The 19,846-nt window shown below is 46.1% G+C and carries 18 protein-coding genes; 5 read left to right on the forward strand and 13 right to left on the reverse strand.

The window, feature by feature from the left end; all coding sequences use genetic code 11:
- Positions 1 to 156 precede the first annotated feature (156 nt).
- Positions 157 to 2,571, reverse strand: a complete 2,415-nt coding sequence (gene pheT, locus Q3W56_RS15770; RefSeq protein ID WP_302896136.1) for a phenylalanine--tRNA ligase subunit beta — start codon at positions 2,569 to 2,571, stop codon at positions 157 to 159.
- Positions 2,572 to 2,586: 15 nt separating this feature from the next.
- Positions 2,587 to 3,621 (reverse strand): phenylalanine--tRNA ligase subunit alpha, encoded by a 1,035-nt coding sequence (pheS, locus tag Q3W56_RS15775; RefSeq protein ID WP_019715311.1) that lies wholly within the window; start codon positions 3,619 to 3,621, stop codon positions 2,587 to 2,589.
- Positions 3,622 to 3,701: 80 nt separating this feature from the next.
- On the opposite strand from pheS, the gene Q3W56_RS15780 reads away from it, so the two are divergent.
- Positions 3,702 to 3,950 carry a hypothetical protein gene (locus Q3W56_RS15780; protein ID WP_302896137.1) on the forward strand — a complete coding sequence of 83 codons (249 nt, stop codon included), beginning with the start codon at positions 3,702 to 3,704 and terminating at the stop codon, positions 3,948 to 3,950.
- A gap of 24 nt (positions 3,951 to 3,974) precedes the next feature.
- On the opposite strand, the gene Q3W56_RS15785 is transcribed toward Q3W56_RS15780, so the two are convergent.
- Positions 3,975 to 4,721, reverse strand: coding sequence for a TrmH family RNA methyltransferase (locus Q3W56_RS15785; RefSeq protein WP_302896138.1), 747 nt, complete (start codon positions 4,719 to 4,721; stop codon positions 3,975 to 3,977).
- A 118-nt stretch (positions 4,722 to 4,839) separates the two neighbouring features.
- On the opposite strand from Q3W56_RS15785, the gene sspI reads away from it, so the two are divergent.
- From sspI to Q3W56_RS15810, 4 genes are all read left to right on the forward strand, one after another.
- Entirely contained in the window at positions 4,840 to 5,055 is a 216-nt protein-coding gene (gene sspI, locus Q3W56_RS15790; protein ID WP_302896139.1) for a small acid-soluble spore protein SspI, read from the forward strand.
- Between the two features lie 456 nt (positions 5,056 to 5,511).
- Positions 5,512 to 6,372, forward strand: a complete 861-nt coding sequence (locus Q3W56_RS15795; protein WP_302896140.1) for a glycerophosphodiester phosphodiesterase — start codon at positions 5,512 to 5,514, stop codon at positions 6,370 to 6,372.
- A gap of 514 nt (positions 6,373 to 6,886) precedes the next feature.
- On the forward strand, positions 6,887 to 8,299 hold the full coding sequence (gene glcD / locus Q3W56_RS15805) for a glycolate oxidase subunit GlcD (RefSeq protein ID WP_019715316.1): 1,413 nt from the start codon (positions 6,887 to 6,889) through the stop codon (positions 8,297 to 8,299).
- Positions 8,296 to 9,630 carry a (Fe-S)-binding protein gene (locus tag Q3W56_RS15810; protein WP_302896141.1) on the forward strand — a complete coding sequence of 445 codons (1,335 nt, stop codon included), beginning with the start codon at positions 8,296 to 8,298 and terminating at the stop codon, positions 9,628 to 9,630. Before glcD ends, Q3W56_RS15810 begins: the two co-directional genes overlap by 4 nt.
- A 36-nt stretch (positions 9,631 to 9,666) precedes the next feature.
- Here the strand turns inward: Q3W56_RS15810 and Q3W56_RS15815 are convergent, their stop codons facing one another.
- From Q3W56_RS15815 to araD, 10 genes are all read right to left on the reverse strand, one after another.
- Positions 9,667 to 10,047, reverse strand: coding sequence for a VOC family protein (locus Q3W56_RS15815; RefSeq protein WP_302896142.1), 381 nt, complete (start codon positions 10,045 to 10,047; stop codon positions 9,667 to 9,669).
- A gap of 33 nt (positions 10,048 to 10,080) precedes the next feature.
- Positions 10,081 to 11,877 carry a carbon starvation protein CstA gene (cstA, locus tag Q3W56_RS15820; RefSeq protein WP_302896143.1) on the reverse strand — a complete coding sequence of 599 codons (1,797 nt, stop codon included), beginning with the start codon at positions 11,875 to 11,877 and terminating at the stop codon, positions 10,081 to 10,083.
- A 111-nt stretch (positions 11,878 to 11,988) separates the two neighbouring features.
- Positions 11,989 to 12,273: a DUF4097 family beta strand repeat-containing protein gene (locus Q3W56_RS15825; protein ID WP_483298535.1), complete on the reverse strand. Its 285-nt coding sequence runs from the start codon at positions 12,271 to 12,273 to the stop codon at positions 11,989 to 11,991.
- Between the two features lie 223 nt (positions 12,274 to 12,496).
- Positions 12,497 to 13,999: an alpha-L-arabinofuranosidase AbfA gene (gene abfA / locus Q3W56_RS15830; protein ID WP_302896144.1), complete on the reverse strand. Its 1,503-nt coding sequence runs from the start codon at positions 13,997 to 13,999 to the stop codon at positions 12,497 to 12,499.
- 18 nt (positions 14,000 to 14,017) lie between these two features.
- On the reverse strand, positions 14,018 to 14,863 hold the full coding sequence (araQ, locus tag Q3W56_RS15835) for an arabinooligosaccharides ABC transporter permease AraQ (protein WP_026014494.1): 846 nt from the start codon (positions 14,861 to 14,863) through the stop codon (positions 14,018 to 14,020).
- Positions 14,864 to 15,805, reverse strand: a complete 942-nt coding sequence (gene araP / locus Q3W56_RS15840; RefSeq protein ID WP_302896145.1) for an arabinooligosaccharides ABC transporter permease AraP — start codon at positions 15,803 to 15,805, stop codon at positions 14,864 to 14,866.
- 35 nt (positions 15,806 to 15,840) lie between these two features.
- Entirely contained in the window at positions 15,841 to 17,142 is a 1,302-nt protein-coding gene (gene araN, locus Q3W56_RS15845) for an arabinooligosaccharides ABC transporter substrate-binding protein AraN (protein WP_302896146.1), read from the reverse strand.
- 30 nt (positions 17,143 to 17,172) lie between these two features.
- On the reverse strand, positions 17,173 to 18,357 hold the full coding sequence (gene egsA / locus Q3W56_RS15850; protein WP_302896147.1) for a sn-glycerol-1-phosphate dehydrogenase: 1,185 nt from the start codon (positions 18,355 to 18,357) through the stop codon (positions 17,173 to 17,175).
- On the reverse strand, positions 18,354 to 19,172 hold the full coding sequence (gene araL, locus Q3W56_RS15855) for a sugar-phosphatase AraL (protein WP_302896181.1): 819 nt from the start codon (positions 19,170 to 19,172) through the stop codon (positions 18,354 to 18,356). Before araL ends, egsA begins: the two co-directional genes overlap by 4 nt.
- A complete protein-coding gene (araD, locus tag Q3W56_RS15860; protein ID WP_302896148.1) occupies positions 19,150 to 19,839 on the reverse strand; it encodes an L-ribulose-5-phosphate 4-epimerase in 690 nt (229 codons plus the stop codon). The genes araL and araD overlap by 23 nt, the downstream gene beginning before the upstream one ends.
- Positions 19,840 to 19,846 lie beyond the last annotated feature (7 nt).

Below are 19,846 nucleotides of genomic sequence, written 5' to 3' on the forward strand. Positions count from 1 at the left end.
CTGTTCACGCTGATCTTTTGAGTGTTTGGACAACATGGTAAAACCTCCAAAATCTAGATTCACTCATATTTTAACAAAAAAAGCGTGTCGATGAAGCCACTTATTGTGACTTTGTCGACACGCTGAAGCTTGCAGAGAAATCTGCAAGCTTTTTTATTAGCCTCTCAAAACAGCCTGATATGTGTCTTCTAACGCTTTCAGCACTTTGCTGTGCGCCTTTGTCACTTCTTCTTCAGTCAGTGTCTGTTCAGGGTTGACATATTGAAGTGAGAAAGCGACTGACTTTTTGCCTTCCTCCATATGCTCGCCTTCGTATACGTCAAAGACGGATACTTCTTTCAGAAGCTTGCCGCCAGCCTCTTTAATCACGCTCTCGAGCTGGCCGCTTGTGACGGATTGATCTGTTACAAGCGCGATATCACGTGTCACAGACGGATATTTTGGAATCGCCGTGTAAACAAGCGGCGCTGTATCCGCTGCGAGCAGTGCATGAAGGTCAATCTCAAACACATATGTCTCTTTTATATCCAATTCTTTTTCCACAGAAGGATGGACTTGGCCGATAAAGCCAATAAGTGAACCATTCAATAGAATGTTCGCTGTTCTGCCCGGGTGCAGCTGTTTGCGTTCAGATTGGACAAATTCAATGCTGTCGAGGACGTTCAGTTTGTCTAACAGCCCTTCCACAATTCCTTTGGCGACAAAGAAATCAACCGGTTTTTTCTCGCCCTGCCACAGCTGCTTGCGCCATAATCCGGTAACAGCTCCTGCCACGCGTTCTGTTTCAACAGGTTTTGTATCCTCTTCCTTCGTCAGGAAAACGGAGCCGACTTCGTACAGTGCGACTGAGTCAGTCTGTCTCGCCAGGTTGTAAGAAACGGACTCAAGCAGATTAGGAACAAGACTGTGTCTGAGAATGCTTCTTTCTTCACTCATTGGAAGCGCAAGCACAGTGTTCAATGATTTTTCAATCGCAAACGCTGCCGCTTTCTTCTCGTTTGTCAGTGAGTACGTGATGGCTTGTGACAAGCCTGCGCCTTCAAGAAAACGTCTGACCTTACGGCGTTTTGCCTGATATGGCGTTAATCCGCCTGTTGTTCCCGCTGTCTCAGGAAGCGTGGACGGAATGTTATCGTAGCCGTACAGTCGTGCCGCTTCTTCAATTAAATCCTCTTCGATTGTAATGTCACCGCGGCGTGATGGTACTGTTACAACGAGAAGTTCATTCGCTTCACCGACAGTAAAACCGAGACGCTTATAAATGCTGATGAGTTCTTCTTTGCTGATTGTCAGGCCGAGAACGCTGCTCACTTTGTCAGCAGATACATGAATGTTATTTGCTTCGATTGTCAGGTGATCATCCTCAACCGTGCCAGTGAGCACTTCACCGCCAGCATACAGATGGATCAGCTGTGCAGCCCGTTCTGCTGCAAGACGTACACGAGCCGGATCAATGCCTTTTTCAAATCTTACACTTGATTCACTTCTCAAACCAAGGTCTTTGGAAGCCTTGCGAACTGTCTGTCCATTGAAATACGCAGCCTCCAGCAAAATCGTTTTCGTGTCTTCCTGAACTTCTGACTCTGCTCCTCCCATGACACCGGCAACGGCTTGCGCTTTCGTTCCGTTCGTAATGACAAGGTGATCGGCAGAAAGCTTTCGTTCTTGATCATCAAGGGTTACGATCGTTTCATTTTCAGCTGCTTTTCTTACTACAACTTCCTTCGAGCCGAATCTGTCATAATCAAACGCGTGAAGCGGCTGTCCGTATTCCAGCAGGACAAAGTTTGTGATGTCGACGACGTTGTTGTGCGGGCGAATGCCTGCATTCATCAGCTTTGTCTGCATCCAAAGCGGTGATGGAGCGATCGTAACGTTTTTAATGATTTTTGCAGTGTACAGCGGGTTCGCTTCTTGATCTTCGACTTTGACAGCGATGTAATCAGACGCTTGTTCTGAAGCAGCCGGATAATCCGTTTTCGGAAGTTTTACTTCTGTATCTAAAATCGCTGCAACCTCGTAAGCAACACCAAGCATGTTCATGGCATCCGCGCGGTTTGGCGTTAAACCAAGCTCAAGAATCGCATCGTCAAGCTGTAAAGCCGCTAAAGCATCGCTTCCTGTTTCAGCGTCATTCGGGAATACGAAAATACCTTCCGCATACTCTTTCGCCACAAGCTTGCTTTCAATGCCAAGCTCTTGTAAAGAACAGATCATGCCGTTAGATTCTTCACCGCGAAGCTTTGCTTTTTTGATTTTAAAATTGCCCGGAAGCACCGCTCCAACTGTTGCAACTGCGACTTTTTGCCCTTTATCCACATTCGGCGCGCCGCAAATGATTTGTACAGGTGCTTCCGCTCCGATATCCACAAGGCACTTATTCAGCTTATCAGCATTCGGATGCTGCTCGCGCTCCAGCACGTGGCCGATGACAACGCCTTTGATGCCTTCCCCTTTGTATTCAATTCCTTCAACTTCGATACCGGCTCTAGTAATTTTCTCAGCAAGAACAGCCGGGTCCATGCCTTTTATATCAACATAATCCTCTAACCATTTATAAGAAACAAACATCCTAGCATCCTCCTCTTACGCCTGTTTAAACTGCGAAATAAATCTGACATCATTTGTATAGAAGTGGCGGATATCATCAATGCCGTATTTCAGCATCGCGATGCGCTCAACACCCATTCCGAATGCGAAGCCCTGATATTCCTCCGGATCAAAGCCTGCCATTCTCAGTACGTTCGGGTGAACCATGCCAGCGCCGAGGATCTCGATCCAGCCTGTTCCTTTACATACTGAGCAGCCGTTTCCTCCGCACTTAAAGCATGTCACGTCTACTTCTACTGAAGGTTCAGTAAACGGGAAGAAACTTGGGCGGAGTCTGATTTCACGGTCTTGCCCGAACATTTTTTTCGCAACAAGTTCAAGCGTTCCTTTTAAATCACTCATGCTGATATTTTTGTCAACAACAAGCCCTTCAATTTGCATAAATTGGTGAGAGTGCGTCGCATCATCGTTATCGCGGCGGTATACTTTACCCGGACAAATGATTTTAACCGGCCCTTTGCCTCCATGCTTTTCCATGGTTCGTGTTTGCACAGGGGATGTTTGCGTTCTCATCAAAGTTTCCTCTGTGATGTAAAAGCTATCCTGCATATCGCGCGCAGGGTGTTCTTTCGGCAGGTTAAGCGATTCGAAGTTGTAGTAATCCGTTTCAACCTCAGGTCCTTCCTCAACTGTGTAGCCCATACCGATAAATAAATCTTCAATTTCTTCTATGACAACAGTGAGCGGATGGCGGCCTCCGACTGCGACAGGGTTCCCCGGCAGCGTGACGTCGATTGTCTGTCCAGCAAGCTTCTGCTTCATTTCCTCTTCCTCAAGCTTCTCATTTTTGACAGCAATTGCATTGGCGATACGCTCTCTTACTTCATTCGCGAGCGCGCCCATTTTCGGACGTTCCTCAGCAGAAAGTTTGCCCATTCCGCGCAGCACTTCTGTAATCGGCCCTTTTTTTCCGAGATATTGCACCCGAATATCATTGACAACCTTTAATGAGCTTGCCGCTTCTACTTGTTCTAAAGCTTCTTGTTCCAGCTGTTTTAGCTTTTCTTCCATTTTGCATCCTCCTTTTATGTAAACAAACCGTTATATGTCTTTGGAAAACAAAAAAACCCGTCCCTTATACAAGGGACGAGTTGTGGCCGCGGTACCACCCTTATTTCAGACAGACTGATGCTGTCGTCAGCTTCATTGACATAACGGAATCAGATTCCGGTTCACCTTTACGCGCAGTGTGCGCGGTCCCGGCGACAACTCAAGAGGTGAAGACAATTTCCGGCTGCGTTAAAAATGCTCTCAGTCTGCGGCATTTTCTCCCTGGAAGGCAGTTGATCAGAAATCGTGATCCTCTGTCACGGTTTTTCAAATATTATGTTCTATTATAGAGAAATCCAACGCTTCGCGCAACACTATCCTCGCAAGTGATACACGAGGATGGCAGCCGCAATCGCAACGTTCAGTGATTCAGCCTGTCCGTAAAGCGGCACGTACAGGTTCAAATCCGTTTTTTCCAGCAAGGTGGCATCCACCCCTGCCCCTTCATTTCCTACAATGAGCGCAAAGGATTCTGCCTGAGGCATATCCCGGTAAGGCGCTCCGTTTTGCAGCGCCGTACCGTACACTTTTACCCCCTCTGCTTTCAATTCATCCACATACGTATGCAGGTTTCTTCTCACAACAGGAATATGAAAGTGAGAACCTTGCGCGGAGCGAAGCGTTTTTCCGTTAAAGGCGTCCGCAGTCCCGTCGCCGAGCACAACCGCATCCAACCCGGCCGCATCAGCCGTCCGAATCATCGTGCCGAGGTTTCCCGGATCTTGAACAGCGTCAATCAGCAGCACCCGCTGAGGCGACGCCAGTTTTTCCTCAGGCATATGGCACACAGCGGCAATCTGCTGCGGCGTTTCGGTTTCAGTAACAGCTGAAAACGCATCTTCACTCAGCACGTAGCACTGGATGCTCACATCAAGATCTGAGGGAATTTTCGTCTCATCCTTTACAAGGATTTCTTTTACTGTTCCCGGGCTCTTGAGCGCCTCTTCAACAAGATGTTCTCCCTCTATCAGGAATGTATTCGTTTTTGTTCGTTCTTTTTTCGTGTGAAGCTTTTTCCAATCCTTCACTTTTTGGTTTTTTGCCGATTCTATTTGTTTCACTGTCTGTGTGGCTCTCCTTTTTTTAACATGATGTTATTATATCGCAAGAACAGCACATAATAAACCAGGTGCAAGGTTAGAATATACGTATAACTTTTTAGAAAAAGGAGCGTTTCACATGGATTTTAATTTACGTCACGCCGTCATTGCCAATGTAACCGGCAATAATCAGGAGCAGCTTGAACATACAATTGTGGATGCGATTCAAAGCGGTGAAGAAAAAATGCTTCCAGGCCTCGGCGTTTTATTCGAAGTTATCTGGCAGCACGCATCCGAAAGTGAGAAAAACGAAATGCTAAAAACGCTTGAAGGCGGATTAAAACCCGTCCAATAAGACTCATGAAACCGGGTGACAGCGCCCGGTTTTTTCTTTTAAAACTGATGAGAAAGTTTTTCATGTTTTTACACATGTTATCAAAGACTTTTATTCGATATATACTTTTCACTAAAAAATGTCAACCTAATGAAGGAAATAGATGATACATAAAAAATAGACGAAAGGTTTCTAACCGGATGATCACCGTTTCTTTGAAGTGCCTGCGATAAGACATACAAAAACGAAGGCGGAAAACGAATTATACGCCTTATATTATAAATCTATATGACGCCTGGACCGAGCAATAGACAAAATTGCTTGTACACGCTGATATATCCAAAAAAGATCTCTGCTAAAGGGTCTTTTTTGTTTATCAGGAAATTTTATGAAAATAAAAGACTGCTGAAACATAATCTTAACAAAGCAACCCTATAATTTGGCAAGAGAGAAGCAAATAAAAGGGGAGTGGATGATGTGTCAGCTTTATTAAAGAAATTAATGTTCTCTTCATTGATCGGGATTTCCATCGGATCAGCTCTGTTTGCACCGAATGCGGAGGCAGCAGAGCCGGCGGCCAAGCCTAAAAAAGCCGATATCATTGCTCACAGAGGCGCTTCAGGATATGCGCCGGAAAACACGATGGCCGCCTTTGAAAAGGCGCTTCAGATGAAAGCAGATTATATCGAACTGGATGTTCAAATGTCCAAGGATGGAGAGCTTGTCATCATCCATGATACAACCGTAAACCGTACGACAGATATTAACTCAGTGCTGCCGGTTTCCGTAAAGAACTTGACGCTTGCCGAGCTGCGCAAGCTTGATGCAGGCAGCTTTTTCGCTCCGCAGTTCACTGGGGAACGCATTCCGACATTTGAAGAAGTGCTTGACCGGTATAAAGGCAAGATCGGACTGCTGATCGAATTGAAAGAGCCTGCACGCTATCCGGGAATCGAGGAAAAAGTATCAGCAGCATTGAAAGAGCGGAGTATGGATAAGCCTAAAAACGGTAAAATCATTGTGCAATCGTTTGATTTTAACTCTGTTTACAAAATTCATCAGCTTCTTCCATCGATGCCGACAGGTGTTCTAACGTCAAAAGCTGCGGACTTAACAGATGCAAAACTCAAAGAATTTTCAGGTTACGCCAAATACGTGAACACCAACTTAAAGAATGTGACCGCTGATCCTACGCTTGTGCCGAGAATTCATGCGCTCGGCATGAAAATTACCCCTTGGACCGTCCGCTCCCGTGATGAAGTGTCTCCGCTTTTAAAAGCTGGCGTGGACGGAATTGTGACAGACTTTCCTGATTATGTTCCGAAAAAAGTACGCTAGAGACTAAAAAATAAAGCCCGCAGTTCCCTCTGCAGGCTTTTTCATTCATTAATGAAACTGAGCTAATAGCTGCTGCAACGCGGTTATCATTCCATCGGTTAGTGGACACCTGGGCAAATTGTATGAGATTGAGGAGGTGCTCTGCGGTACTGAGAATGGATGATGTTCCCCGTTCCGCTCTAACCTGAATGGTTGGCATTGATAACAGCAGTTCCGTTCGAATACATGTTCAGCCACTCCCCTGTAACAAAGCCGACGACTATCATAGTGATCTACGATGTATACGGATTGGCGATATAAACGATAAGTCCTTGAAACAAACAACAAAAAGACATGCATTATTGCGTTACCAAAGTCGTCTAAGGCTGTCACAGTAAATGGCGCTTTATTTTTTAGATCAAGATACAAAATAGAGAGAGTTTTCGTTTCTTTTTTGTATGTTACTCTATGGAAGCTTTTCTATTATTCTTTTACAATAGAATGAAAGCGCTTTTTTGAAAGAGGGGTGGGTAAAATGATTACCAAAAGTGTAAAAGAACAGCTGATCCGAATTGTCGGACCGGAAAACCTTGATGACTCCAATGCCGGCCGTCTCGTCTATTCATATGATGCGACGCCTCAGTTTCAGTCTATGCCTGATGCCGTGATTGCACCGAGGAATACAGATGAAGTATCAAGAATTTTAGCAATTTGCAGCGAACATCAAGTGCCGATCGTTCCAAGAGGATCAGGGACAAACCTGTGCGGCGGCACGTGCCCGACTGAAGGCGGACTAGTTCTTCTCTTTAAGCATATGAACCGGATTCTTGAGATTGATGAAGAAAATTTGACCGCCACAGTCCAGCCGGGCGTCATTACGCTGGATATGATCCGCGCAGTTGAAAGCAAAGGTTTGTTTTATCCTCCTGATCCGAGTTCTATGAAAATATCGACCATAGGCGGAAACATCAATGAAAATTCTGGTGGGCTCCGCGGATTAAAATACGGCGTCACCCGCGACTATGTTATTGGACTGGAGATTGTGCTCGCAAACGGAGACATCATCCGCACAGGCGGAAAACTCGCAAAGGATGTGGCCGGATATGATCTCACCCGCCTTTTTGTCGGCTCAGAAGGAACACTCGGCATCGTGACAGAAGCCATTGTCAAACTCGTTCCAAAGCCGGAAACAAAGAAGACGCTGCTTGCTCTTTATGAAAATATCGATGCAGCTGCTCAAACAGTATCTGACATTATTGCCGCAAAAATTATACCCGCCACACTGGAATTCCTCGACCAGCCTACACTCTTGGTCATTGAGGATTATGCCAACATCGGACTTCCGACAAACGCAAAGGCCGTTCTGTTAATTGAGCAAGACGGGCCTCTTGAAACCGTTGCACGAGATATGGAAAAGATTGAGGAGATCTGCAAAAAAGGCGATGCTGTTTCCGTTCAGGCCGCCCAAACCGAGGAGGAAGCATTTGCCCTGACTGAAGCCCGGCGTTCTGCACTTTCTGCCCTTGCCCGTCTCAAACCGACAACCATATTAGAAGACGCGACTGTTCCTCGCTCAGAAATCGCCAATATGGTTAAAGCGATTAATGTTATTGCTGCTAAATATAATATTTCCATTTGTACCTTTGGCCACGCTGGAGATGGGAACCTTCACCCGACGTGCACGACAGACATAAGAAATAAGGATGAGATGGAACGTGTCGAACAGGCTTTTGCCGAGATTTTTGAGAAAGCGATTGAACTTGGCGGCACGATTACCGGAGAGCATGGGGTCGGGGCCATGAAAGCGCCCTACTTGGAGATGAAGCTAAAAAAAGAAGGGATTGCCGCGATGAAAGCGATGAAATCGGCATTTGATCCCCGTAACATATTAAATCCGGGCAAAGTGTTTGCGAAAGACGCCAGAAAACGTGTGGTGACGGAAAGTTGACAACAAATAAAGAAAAGAAACAGATCCAAGATGAGTTCAAAGAGCGTATGGATGAAGGCGAGCTTTTGAATTGTATACGCTGTGGCTTCTGTCTTCCTTCCTGCCCGACCTATATTGAATCGGGGTTTCAGGAAACTCACTCTCCGCGCGGGCGCATCGCCTTAATGAAAGCCGTAGCTGACGGTATGATTGAACCGGATGAAGATGTCGAACGTTCGCTGTCACTTTGTCTCGGCTGCCGCGCCTGTGAACCTGTATGCCCGTCAGGCGTGAAATACGGACAGCTGCTTGAGGAAGCCAGAGATATTATCCACCAAAATAAAAAACACCCGCTCGGCGCACGTGTCTTGCGAAAGGCGGCTTTTCATGAGCTGTTTCCGTATCATAATCGTATGCGCTCAGCAGTAAGCCTTATCGGTTTGTATCAGCGGTCAGGACTGCAAACCGCCGTGCGTAAAACTGGTATGCTTCGCGTCCTGCCTGAGCACTTGCGGACGATGGAAGCTGTTCTACCTAATGTTCCTAAAAGTAAAGACATGAAGCATCGGCCGCGTTTACTGCCGTCAATTAGCCCCATGAAAAAACGGGTCGCCTTTTTTTCTGGCTGCTTAATGGATACAATGTTTTTACCGACCAACAATGCCACACTGAAGCTGCTGCAGTTGGCAGGCTGCGACATTGTCATCCCGCCTGAACAGGTTTGCTGTGGGGCACTGCATGGGCACAGCGGTGAAAAAAACGCGGGGAAGGAGCTCGCGAAACAAAATATCGCTGCTTTTGAAGCGTTAGACGTTGATGCTGTCATTACAAACGCAGGAGGTTGCGGAGCCTTTCTCACTGAATATGATCATTTGCTGAAGGATGACCCTGAGTGGTCGGAGCGGGCCGCTGCATTTGTTCAAAAGCTGAAAGATTTTTCATCCGTATTGGTCGAACTCGATTTTCATCAAATGGACTTAGCGCTCGAGGCGCCGCAGATCATTACCTATCAAGATTCATGCCATCTAAGAAATGTGATGCATACGTCACTTGAGCCCCGACAGCTTCTTCAAAGCATTAAGGGGGCTGAATTTAGAGAAATGAAGAAAGCAGACAGCTGCTGCGGATCAGCGGGAATTTATAACATCGTAGAAGCTGAAATGTCTATGAAAATACTGGACAGTAAAATGGCTGCCGTCAAAGAAACTGAAGCGATCGTCATTGTGACAGCAAATCCCGGTTGCCTGCTGCAGATGAAGCTCGGCATTGAGCGTGAAGGACTAAGCGGTAAAGTCAAAGCCGTTCATCTAGCTGATTTGCTGCTGGAAGCAACAGGACACAAAACATCATAAGAAAGCCCAAAACAGAAATTGTTTTGGGCTTGTTCTTTATTCCATCGGACTGCAAATCTCAATATAATGTCCATCCGGGTCAGCGATATAGGCGACTGTCTGCCCCCATGGCTTCACTTTTGGCTCCCCAATAATCGCGACACCTTTTTCTCTTACCCTTTTCATAACCTCTTCTACGTTTTCAGTGACAAATCCGATCTCAAATGTGTTTGAAGCAGATGTATCTGGAATGTCTAGCCGCGTGATTTCTCTGGCACTTTCTCGCGTATTAAGCGCCAATATCGTAGATCCTGTTTCAAATTCGACATACGTTCCATGTTCAGCACGAATCGGCAGTCCTAAAATATCCCGATAAAAATGAATGGCCCGCTTGCTGTCTGATACATATAGAATAAGATATTTCATTGATAGATTCATTCCCAATCCTCCTCAACATTTTCATTAGCTTTTCTATCCCGGGATTGAGGCTTCCATTCTTAAGCTCGGATCTCTCCACATCTGCACCCATTTTTTCACAGCCGCCACGATAATGATGAAGCCTAACAGCAGCATGAGGATCGATAATACGCCATTCAATACACTGTAGCCTGCTGCTTCAGGATTGAGATACACATTGCGCACCATCCAATAGCCTGCATAATTGACAGTGACATATAAATACGCAAGCGGGATAAGGCAGGTAAGAATGTAACGGCGTTTATCAGCGATTTTCAGCACGATAGTCGCTCCGATAATCAGCCCAACTGAAGCCATCAGCTGGTTGGACACACCAAACAGCGCCCAAATGGAACCAATATCCCCTGAATACAGCAAATAGCCCCACATCAAGCAGGCAAGCGCGCTGGCAAATACAGATCCCGGAATCCAGTCTGTTTTCTTCAGCGGTTTATACACCTCTCCGAAGAAATCCTGGATCAAATAACGTGCGACCCGTGTGCCGGCGTCAATTGCTGTTAAAATAAATACCGCTTCAAACATAATGACAAATTGGAAAAAATATGAGGCCAAATGGCTGAAAAACGGCATTCCGGTAAAAATATAAGTCATTCCCACCGCAAGTGTGACAGCTCCCCCTGTTCTTCCTTCTAAGTCCAAACCGATTTCCCTGCTTAATTCAGGCAAATGGACGACATCCATCCCAAGCGTACGGAAAACCTCAGGTGTACTGTTAATCGCAAAGTAATCTGCAGGCTGCAAGGCGGTCGCTGCAATCAGCGCCATGATGCCGACAAGACACTCGACAAGCATTGCACCAAACGCAACCGGCTTCATATCACTCCATTTATTCAGCATTTTCGGCGTCGTACCTGAACCGACAAAGGCATGGAACCCCGAGATCGCACCGCAGGCGATGGTTATTGATATGAACGGCCAAACAGGCCCTGCCAGCACCGGTCCGCCGCCTTTTACGAATTCCGTAAACGCAGGAAACGGGATGGACGGATTGACCACAAACACTCCTGCAATCAAAGCGATAAAAACACCGATTTTCATAAAGCTGCTTAAATAATCACGCGGTGCTAGCAGCAGCCAAACGGGAAGCGCCGCTGCAAAGAACGCATATACAGGGAGCGTTATTGCAAGCGTTTTCGTATCTAGCGTTAAAAAGTCACCGAGCGTGGTAGTCTGCACCCATGGGCCGATAAAAACTCCTGCCATTAAAAAGAGAAAGCCGATCGTTGACGCAAGCTTTAAATTTCCTGTTTTCTTATAAAATAAGCCCACGCCCATCGCAATCGGAATCGTAATCCCTACCGCAAAGGTTCCCCATGGATTGCGTTCAAGCGCGTGCAGCACAACCATTGACAGGCCCGCCATCGTAATCGTGATAATAAACAGCATGGACAGTCCCGTGCAAAAGCCGGCAACAGGGCCGAGCTCGTCCTTCGCTACTTCTGACAGTGATTTACCATTTTTACGCATCGAGGCAAACAGCACAACAATATCATGGACGGCTCCCCCTATTACCGCCCCGATTAACAGCCATAACGACCCCGGCAAATAGCCGAACTGCGCCGCCAGGATCGGTCCGACCAACGGCCCAGCCGCTGCGATTGCCGCGAAATGATGGCCGAACGAAACCCATTTATTTGTAGGCACATAATCTTTTCCATCCTCAAGCGCGTGAGCAGGCGTCGGCTCGTCATCATTCACTTTGAGTACCTTCACCATCATAAATGTTCCGTATAAACGATAGGCGATAGCCAAAATACACATTGACGCTATCACAATTGTAACCGCATTCATTTTCTCCCAACCCCTTTGCTGTTTTTCATAAATATATCATAATTTCATGGTGAAAAGCGGTCATTTTTTCCTATACAAAAAAGCCGGCTGGAATGGGCCGGCTTGAGACAGTTAGTTTAGTTCAATGTCTCCAGATGTTGTACGAACTTTTAAACGGTTTGAGGTCCCGCTATCACCTACATAACCTACAATACGGTTCTCTGATTTTTCTTTATACAGGATTTGATCGAGATTGACCGCGGCATCACCTGAGTCAGCCTGAAAATCCACTGCCAAAGATGCAGGTTCTTTCTGATACTCTACTGACACACTTCCGCTCGTAGTGACGAAGCCGATCTCTTCGTTCTGGTGATCCTGAAGAAGATCAATATCCTCGGAAGTTGTCTTATAGGTCACCTTATTAACTGTTGTGTGGCTGCTTTTTATTGATCCGCTCGTTGTCTTTACCTTACCTTGGCCGAAGGAATTTAATCAGCTTGAACATCTTGCTCGTTGTTGATAGCGTCAGCTCGTTTTCAATGCATGTATGCTTCGGCTGCTACTGAACATTACAAGGTACTGAATCATATCTACCGAGAAAAAAACCGGAGAGAGCTCTCCGGTCCGGTTTTGTTTCGCTTTATGACTGTTTTTTCAGGCGGATCACATTCCAGGAAAGCGGCGTGAAATGCGCGGTTAAGCCGTTTTCGCTGACAGACGATGTTCCGTTCGAATGCGGGACGACATTTTTTCTGTTATGCTGGTTTGTCGCTTTGATATCCTGATGCTCGAGTACAATGTGCTCTGCGATTTGATAAGATTCAAAACCTCTGAGCGAAATCTCTGTCTCCATCTGCTCCTCAGCTTTGTTTACCGCAAAAATCGTGAGGGTTTCTTCCTCTTCGGAATACACAACAGCGGCATCAACATATGGCACATCCGTAAAATCAGTGCAGTCGTACTTCGGCGAAGAAATAAGCGGCTTCAGTGACTCACCTCTTCCGTAAACAGAAGCATGCATGTACGGATAGAAAATCGGCTGTCTCCAGGCTTCTCCGCCTTTTTCCGTCATGATCGGCGCGATGACATTTACAAGCTGTGCAAGACACGCGATTTTCACACGGTCTGCGTGCTGCAGCATCGTAATGAGGAGGGAACCGACCAGTAAGGCATCTTCAAAATTATAAATATCCTCTAAAATCGGACGCGCAGTTATCCACGGCTCAACTTTTTTATCCGCCTCATTTGAATGATACCAGACGTTCCATTCATCGAGAGAGAGATTGATGGTTTTCTTGCTGCGTGTTTTTGCTTTTACATAATCACATGTTGCAGCGACAGATTTAATAAAATGATCCAGATCCATGGAACGGGCCAAGTAGTTTGGCAGATTGTTATCCCGGTTTCCGTAATACGTGTGGAGAGAAATATAGTCGACATGCTCATACGTATGCTCCAGTACCTTTGCTTCCCAATCGATAAAGGTTGGCATGCCGCTGTTTGAGCTGCCGCAGGCAACAAGTTCAATTGATGGGTCAACCCATTTCATGACCTTTGCCGTCTCCGCGGCAAGCCGCCCGTATTCGTCAGCTGTTTTGTGGCCGATCTGCCACGGGCCGTCCATTTCGTTACCCAGACACCATGTCTTAATTCCATATGGCTGTTCATAGCCATGTGATCTTCTTAAATCACTCCAGTAAGAGCCTTTCGGGTGGTTGCAGTATTCAACGAGATTGCGGGCTGCGTCTATGCCTCTTGTGCCAAGGTTTACGGCCATGTTGACCTCAGTGTTCACCTTTTTTGCCCAAGATAAAAATTCATTTGTTCCCACTTCATTCGTTTCTGTCGTTTGCCATGCCAAGTCAAGGCGTCTCGGGCGGTTTTCGACAGGTCCGACACCGTCCTCCCAGTTATATCCGGATAAAAAGTTTCCGCCCGGATAGCGGATAATCGGAACCTGTAATTCTTTGATCAGCGACTGGACATCCTTTCTAAACCCGTCTTTATCTGCTTCAGGGTGGTCAGGCTCATAGATGCCTTCATATACCGCTCGCCCCATATGTTCGATAAACGAGCCGTAAATCCGCTTGTCTACTTCACCGATTTTATATTCTTTGTCTACAATCATTCGCGCTTTTTTCATCACACGTTTCCTCCTCTATTAACCTTTGACTCCTCCTACCGTTAGGCCGGAGATAAAGTATTTTTGGAAAAACAAGAAAATGATAATGACTGGCAAAATTGCAAATACTGAGCCGGATATCAGCATGTCATAGTTGTTGCCGTAAGGGCTCAACAAGCTGGACAGCCCAATTGGAAGCGTAAACATTTCTTTCGAACGAAGCACAATCAACGGCCACAAGAAGTTGTTCCAGCTGTTTAAGGACTGGAGGATAATCATTGCGCCGAAAGCCGGTTTCATCAGCGGCGCCATAATCCGGAAAAAGATGCCGAATTCCGTACAGCCGTCCATCCTTGCAGAGTCCAGCAAATCTTTTGGAAGACCGAGGGCATACTGCCTGAAAAAGAAAACAGCTACCGGCGAAACGATGAATGGCAGGATGACACCCGTATACGAATCGATCAAGTTCAATCCGACGGTCAGCTTAAACAACGGAAGCATCATTACTTCAAGCGGGACCATCATAATAATCAGCACAAGAACAAAGATGATATTTCTGCCCTTGAATTCATAAACCGCAAGTCCGTACCCAATCATCGAAGAAAAAAACAGAGTGAGCACGGTCGTGAAAATCCCAAGCACAAGACTGTTAAAAAACCATTTGAAATAAATACTGCCGCCATTAAACAGAAATGTGTAGTTATCTAAACTCATCACTTTTGGATCAATATCAACATTCAGCCCTATACGCAAAAGCTCAGATGACGGCTTTAATGATCCTAAAAGCAAACAGAAAATCGGAAAAATATACAATAGGCTCAGCATGATAAAAAACAGGGTAAGCGCGATTTTGTAAACGCTGTACTGAGGACTGTGCCGCAACATTTATCCCTCCCCCTTAAACGAGCCTGACAGCTTTAACGAAATCAGGCTGACAACAAGTATCACAATCAAAAGCACTATGCCGATGGCCGCTCCGTATCCCATTTCGTTGTAGGCAAGCCCCTGTTGGTACAAATATCCGACAAGCGTCAAGCCGATATTACCCGGGGAATTATTTTGCCAAAGGACGTAGCTTTCCTCAAACATCCTGAATCCGCCGATGATGCTGATGGTGAGCACATAAACCGATACAGGCTTGAGAAATGGCAGCGTAATGTGCCGGAATTTTTTCATCGTATTCGCGCCGTCAATATCGGCGGCTTCGTACAGCTCTTTCGGCACATTTTGCAAACCGGCCATAAAGTAAAGGATGTTGATTCCCATCCATCTCCACGAAGCAAGCAGCACCATTAAAAACATGCCGGTATGTTCATTGTTCATCCAGTTCTGAGGTGAAAAGCCGAGTTTGATTAAGATGGAATTGGCCAGCGACGTTTCCATTTCCCCGAAGATCAGCCGAAAAATGATCCCCGCCACAATGGTAGAAGTCAATGCCGGAATGAATAGCGCTGATTTGAAAATATTTCTGAATTTGACCAGTTTTGAATTCAGGAATATAGCCAGCAGCAATGGGACTGGAATCAGCACAATCAGTGTCCAAAAGGTGTATTCCAATGTATTCCAAAGGGCGGTATAGAACGTCGGATTGTTTAGCGCAGTGTAATTGGACAATCCGACAAACGTCACCTCTCCCGGCAATATTCTTTGAAAGCTCATGATGAAGACGCTAATGATGGGGTATAAAAAAAATACGAGAAAGGATAAAACAAATGGCGCAGTAAACAAATAGGGCGCCGCTTTTTTCGAATAAAATAAATCTCGCCAGCCTGATTGTTTCTCAGCTGAAGGAACGGGATGAACCGTTCCCGTTTTCACAGGTTTCATGAGAACCTCCCCGCTTTCACTTTTTGAATGAGATTCTATTTCTGTTTCAGTTCACCTGCCGCTCTGTCCAAGGCTTGCTTAGGCGTTTTCTGCTGAGATTTAAGTGCGTCGAATAATACACTTCTGTTGACAAGGTCTGAAGCCTTGGCAAAATCCTCATGCAAATAAATTGGATTGATTTCATCCTTGATATCGAGCAGCATAGTAAAAATGCCTGTACCGTTTTGGAAGTAATCCGTGTATTTGTTTTTCTCCTTCAATTCCTGAGAGCTCCAGACATCCCAGCGAAGCGGGTCAAACCCGAGTACGCTCCAAAGCTTTTTGTTTCCTTCTTTAGAGCCCTTCGCATAGGCCAAAAACTCTTTTGCTAACTCAACATGCTTGGATTGCTTCGGAACAACAGTTGCCGTACCGCCCAAACCTGCCGAACGGTCGCCCCCCTCTTCCCAAGCCGGAAGCGGCCGGATGGCAATCTTTCCTTTTAAATCAGGCATATAATCTAAAAACCTTCCCATATACCAAATCGGCATCAGAACAGACGCTGCTCCGCCTTGGTTCATAAAGCCGTAATATTCTTCACTATGATGCCCGCCGCCTGGTGCGGCAATCATCGTTTTATCATTAATCATGTCCTTTAAAAATTGAATTGTTTTTACATTGGTGTCATTATTGAGGATCAGTTTGCCGTTTTGATCAAAATAACCTGAATTTTGCTGAGAAATCATGGATAAGAACGTTGTGGAATCATTGGTTTCCACCGTTCCCATCGGCTTTCCGGTCACTTTGCGCACTTTCTGCCCGGCTTTATGGTAATCATCCCATGTTTTGATATCATCAGGATTGACACCGGCTTTTTTCATCACATCCATGTTATAAAACATAACTGTCGTTCCTACATGCGTGTCCAGCCCGTACAGCTTGCCGTTTTTGCTGTACAGGGTAAGCCGCGCCTCAACGAATTTATCGCGGTCCTTTTCAATCAGCGGAGTCAAATCGGCAAGCGGTATGTCAGAGCCCTTCAAAAAGTTTGAAAAACGGGCCAATTCGACATCGGCAATATCAGGGACGCCTTCTCCCGCGATTAAGGAGATAGACAAGTTATCGTGCATTTGTCCATATGGATAAACAACCGTATTCAGTTTAATTTTGCGGTCAGGATATTTTTTGTTCCATTCCTTCACCATTTCTGCATAAAACTGCTCATGAAGACCGTTAAATGTCCAAAAGGTCAGCTCGGTTTCACCCGATTTCCCGGATGATCGTTCTGCTGAACACCCAGCAATGAATAATGTCAGCAGCATCATGAGCGCAAGAAAACAGGCAGTCATTTTTTTCATTTGCGTTACCCCTTCCATTCGAGGTGCGGGCTATTCATATAGACCATGATTGATCAGCGTTTTGTTTTCATTGATAATTCTTAATCCGGTGCAGCGGTCTCTTAAGGTGTGCGCGTGTCTAAAGGCATTCTTGACGGAATCCTGCCCGACACCGATTTCGTCAAAATACGCAGGGCCTCCGGCTGATCTCAGCCATCCGGCCAGCACTTCTCCTTCGGGAAGCGTTTCATAAGCTGTTTGAATAGCATGCCGCCGGCGCGGAGAAAATTCGTTCAGCACGTCATCCTGAGCGAGCTTTCTGTATGTGTCAGTTAATAACACAGCGGCACAGCCCACCTTTGCCCCGTGAAGAATCTGAGGCCGGTTTTTCTTCATTAATTCCATCTCAATCCAATGGGAAATGTGATGCTCTCCGCCAGATGCAGGGCGGGAATGATCTAAAGCCAGCATCACAAGACCCGATACAATTAAAGATTCCATTAAAACCTGTATGCCTGTTTCCGTTTTCATCGCAATGTCTTCTGTGTGTGCGATACAGGCATCAAGTGCCTCCTGAACGATCTTAGCCCCTGCTGGAGAATAAGGCTCGCCGGCAAGATGGCGGGATATCTCCCAATCAGCTAAAGACGTGATTTTACCGAGCATGTCGCCAAATCCAGCCGCCACCATTGACTGGGGTGCTGCTTTTAATAGATCCAGATCAGCGAACAGCGCAGCCGGCGCCTTCGTTTGGATGGTTGTCTTCGTACCGTATAAAATAAGCGGTGCCCCGGCTGATGTAAATCCGTCTACAGATGGAGCAGTCGGATAGGAAATAAACGGCAAATCTCTTTGAAATGCTGCAAAGCGTACGATATCGTGAATCGTGCCCGAACCGACTGCGATCATGACATCTGTTGTTTTTTTCGTATGGATCAGTGCATGAATGAGCGATTGTTCATCGGCCACTACATCTCCGGCTTCATTTTCCGGAATAATCAGGCATTTGGCCTGGAACCCTTCTTGATTCAAGCGGTCTTCCAAATCAATTCCTGCAATGCGATGTGTATTCGTGTCACAAACTAGCACGATCTGTTTGTCATTTTTTCTTTTTACATACTCTAAAAGCGAATCGGCTGCTTGTTTTCCGAGAGCAATTTCTTCCATTTCGATAGGAAACGTCTTTTCTCCGGCTTGTTCAAAAGCACGCTGAACGTCAGCTGCGATACGATTCATAACAGAATCCCCTCCTCAGCTAATTTGGTTATATCCTTAATAGACTCTAGCACATAATCCGGTGTGTACAAACGCTGTTCACCCGGTTTCGCAGAACCAGTAAGCACTAAGGCGCTTTTCATGCCATAAAGCTTTCCCATCGCAATGTCAGATTCAATGCTGTCTCCGATAATCATGCATTCATGTGCGGAAAGCCCCATTGCTGTACATGCAGCCTCCGCCATCAGCCATGACGGCTTTCCGACAACAAGCTCCGTTTTCGCTTGAGCTGAAGCCTCTATCGCCCCAATCATTCCGGCCACATCGATGGCATTGCCGTCTTCATTTGGAAAAGAGCGGTCTTTGTTCGTAGCAATGATACGAGCTCCGCCCGCGGCCGCTTGAAAGGCTTGATTTAAATCTTCGTACGTGAGCGTTTCATGAAGGGAGATCACGAGCCAATCCGCTTCCTTCGGTTCGTTCGCGTGCTGGACGCCGGCCAGCCTCAGCTCGTCAACCAATCCTTGTTCTCCAAGCACCCACACCGTTGCAAAACGATAATGTTTTTTCAGAAAAGCTGCAGTGACACTTGACGACAAAACAATATCACTTACATCCGCCTCTATCCCCGCGCCCAGAAGTTTTTTTCTGCACATGGCACGGGAAATATTCCCCCGATTGCTCAAGAAAACAATTTTCTTCCCCATTTCTCGAAGTGTATTGATCGCTTCTCTTGCCCCTTCAATCAATTCATTTCCTCTGAATACAGTACCGTCCAAGTCAATCAGAATACCGGCCGGTGACACAGCGGAATCATGACTGGCCATAATACGCATTTGCTCCGTGTTTTCGATAAAAATGTTTTTCATGAAGGACTGTATTAATGGGATTTACATCCTTGTTCAGCATAATTGAATGATAGGCCATTTCCGCAACGGTTTCTAATACAACGGCGTTATGAATGGCATTTAAGGCGTCCGTTCCCCAGCAGAACGGGCCGTGATTATTCACGAGCACACCCGGAACCTGTTCGTAGTTATGATGCTGAAAGGTTTCCGCTATGACTTTTCCTGTATTCAGTTCGTAGTCATGAATGATTTCTTCATCGTACATTTCTCTTGTACACGGAATCGCACTGTCAAAGTAATCGGCATGGGTCGTACCTAAAGCCGGTATATCTCTTCCCGATTGCGCCCAGCTTGTTGCCCATTGAGAATGGGTATGGACAATTCCCCCGATGTTCGGGAACGCTTTGTACAAATATACATGAGTAGGTGTATCTGATGAAGGCTTGAGCGAGCCTTCGACGACCTCTCCTTCAAGATTCAAAACAACCAAGTCATCAGCTGTCAGGTCGCTGTATTCAACTCCGCTTGGTTTAATGACTATTCTTTCTTTTTCACGGTCAATACCGCTGACATTTCCCCACGTAAAGGTTACCAGCTGATGCTCTTGAAGCTTCAAGTTGGCAGCCAGCACTTCTTTTTTTAATGTTTCAAGCATGCTCCAT

It is taken from the genome of Bacillus sp. C28GYM-DRY-1 (assembly GCF_030519405.1).
Taxonomy (GTDB): domain Bacteria; phylum Bacillota; class Bacilli; order Bacillales; family Bacillaceae; genus Bacillus; species Bacillus spizizenii_A.

What these genes read in the sequence shown, in the direction of transcription:
- Q3W56_RS15815 (WP_302896142.1), bottom strand. Translation starts at nt 10,047, where the DNA reads ATGAATCTATCAATGAAATATCTTATTCTATATGTATCAGACAGCAAG.
- egsA (WP_302896147.1), bottom strand. Translation starts at nt 18,357, where the DNA reads ATGAATCGTATCGCAGCTGACGTTCAGCGTGCTTTTGAACAAGCCGGA.
- araQ (WP_026014494.1), bottom strand. Translation starts at nt 14,863, where the DNA reads ATGTTGCGGCACAGTCCTCAGTACAGCGTTTACAAAATCGCGCTTACC.
- araN (WP_302896146.1), bottom strand. Translation starts at nt 17,142, where the DNA reads ATGAAAAAAATGACTGCCTGTTTTCTTGCGCTCATGATGCTGCTGACA.
- abfA (WP_302896144.1), bottom strand. Translation starts at nt 13,999, where the DNA reads ATGAAAAAAGCGCGAATGATTGTAGACAAAGAATATAAAATCGGTGAA.
- araP (WP_302896145.1), bottom strand. Translation starts at nt 15,805, where the DNA reads ATGAAACCTGTGAAAACGGGAACGGTTCATCCCGTTCCTTCAGCTGAG.
- cstA (WP_302896143.1), bottom strand. Translation starts at nt 11,877, where the DNA reads ATGAATGCGGTTACAATTGTGATAGCGTCAATGTGTATTTTGGCTATC.
- pheT (WP_302896136.1), bottom strand. Translation starts at nt 2,571, where the DNA reads ATGTTTGTTTCTTATAAATGGTTAGAGGATTATGTTGATATAAAAGGC.
- pheS (WP_019715311.1), bottom strand. Translation starts at nt 3,621, where the DNA reads ATGGAAGAAAAGCTAAAACAGCTGGAACAAGAAGCTTTAGAACAAGTA.
- sspI (WP_302896139.1), top strand. Translation starts at nt 4,840, where the DNA reads ATGGATTTTAATTTACGTCACGCCGTCATTGCCAATGTAACCGGCAAT.
- glcD (WP_019715316.1), top strand. Translation starts at nt 6,887, where the DNA reads ATGATTACCAAAAGTGTAAAAGAACAGCTGATCCGAATTGTCGGACCG.
- araL (WP_302896181.1), bottom strand. Translation starts at nt 19,172, where the DNA reads ATGCGTATTATGGCCAGTCATGATTCCGCTGTGTCACCGGCCGGTATT.
- araD (WP_302896148.1), bottom strand. Translation starts at nt 19,839, where the DNA reads ATGCTTGAAACATTAAAAAAAGAAGTGCTGGCTGCCAACTTGAAGCTT.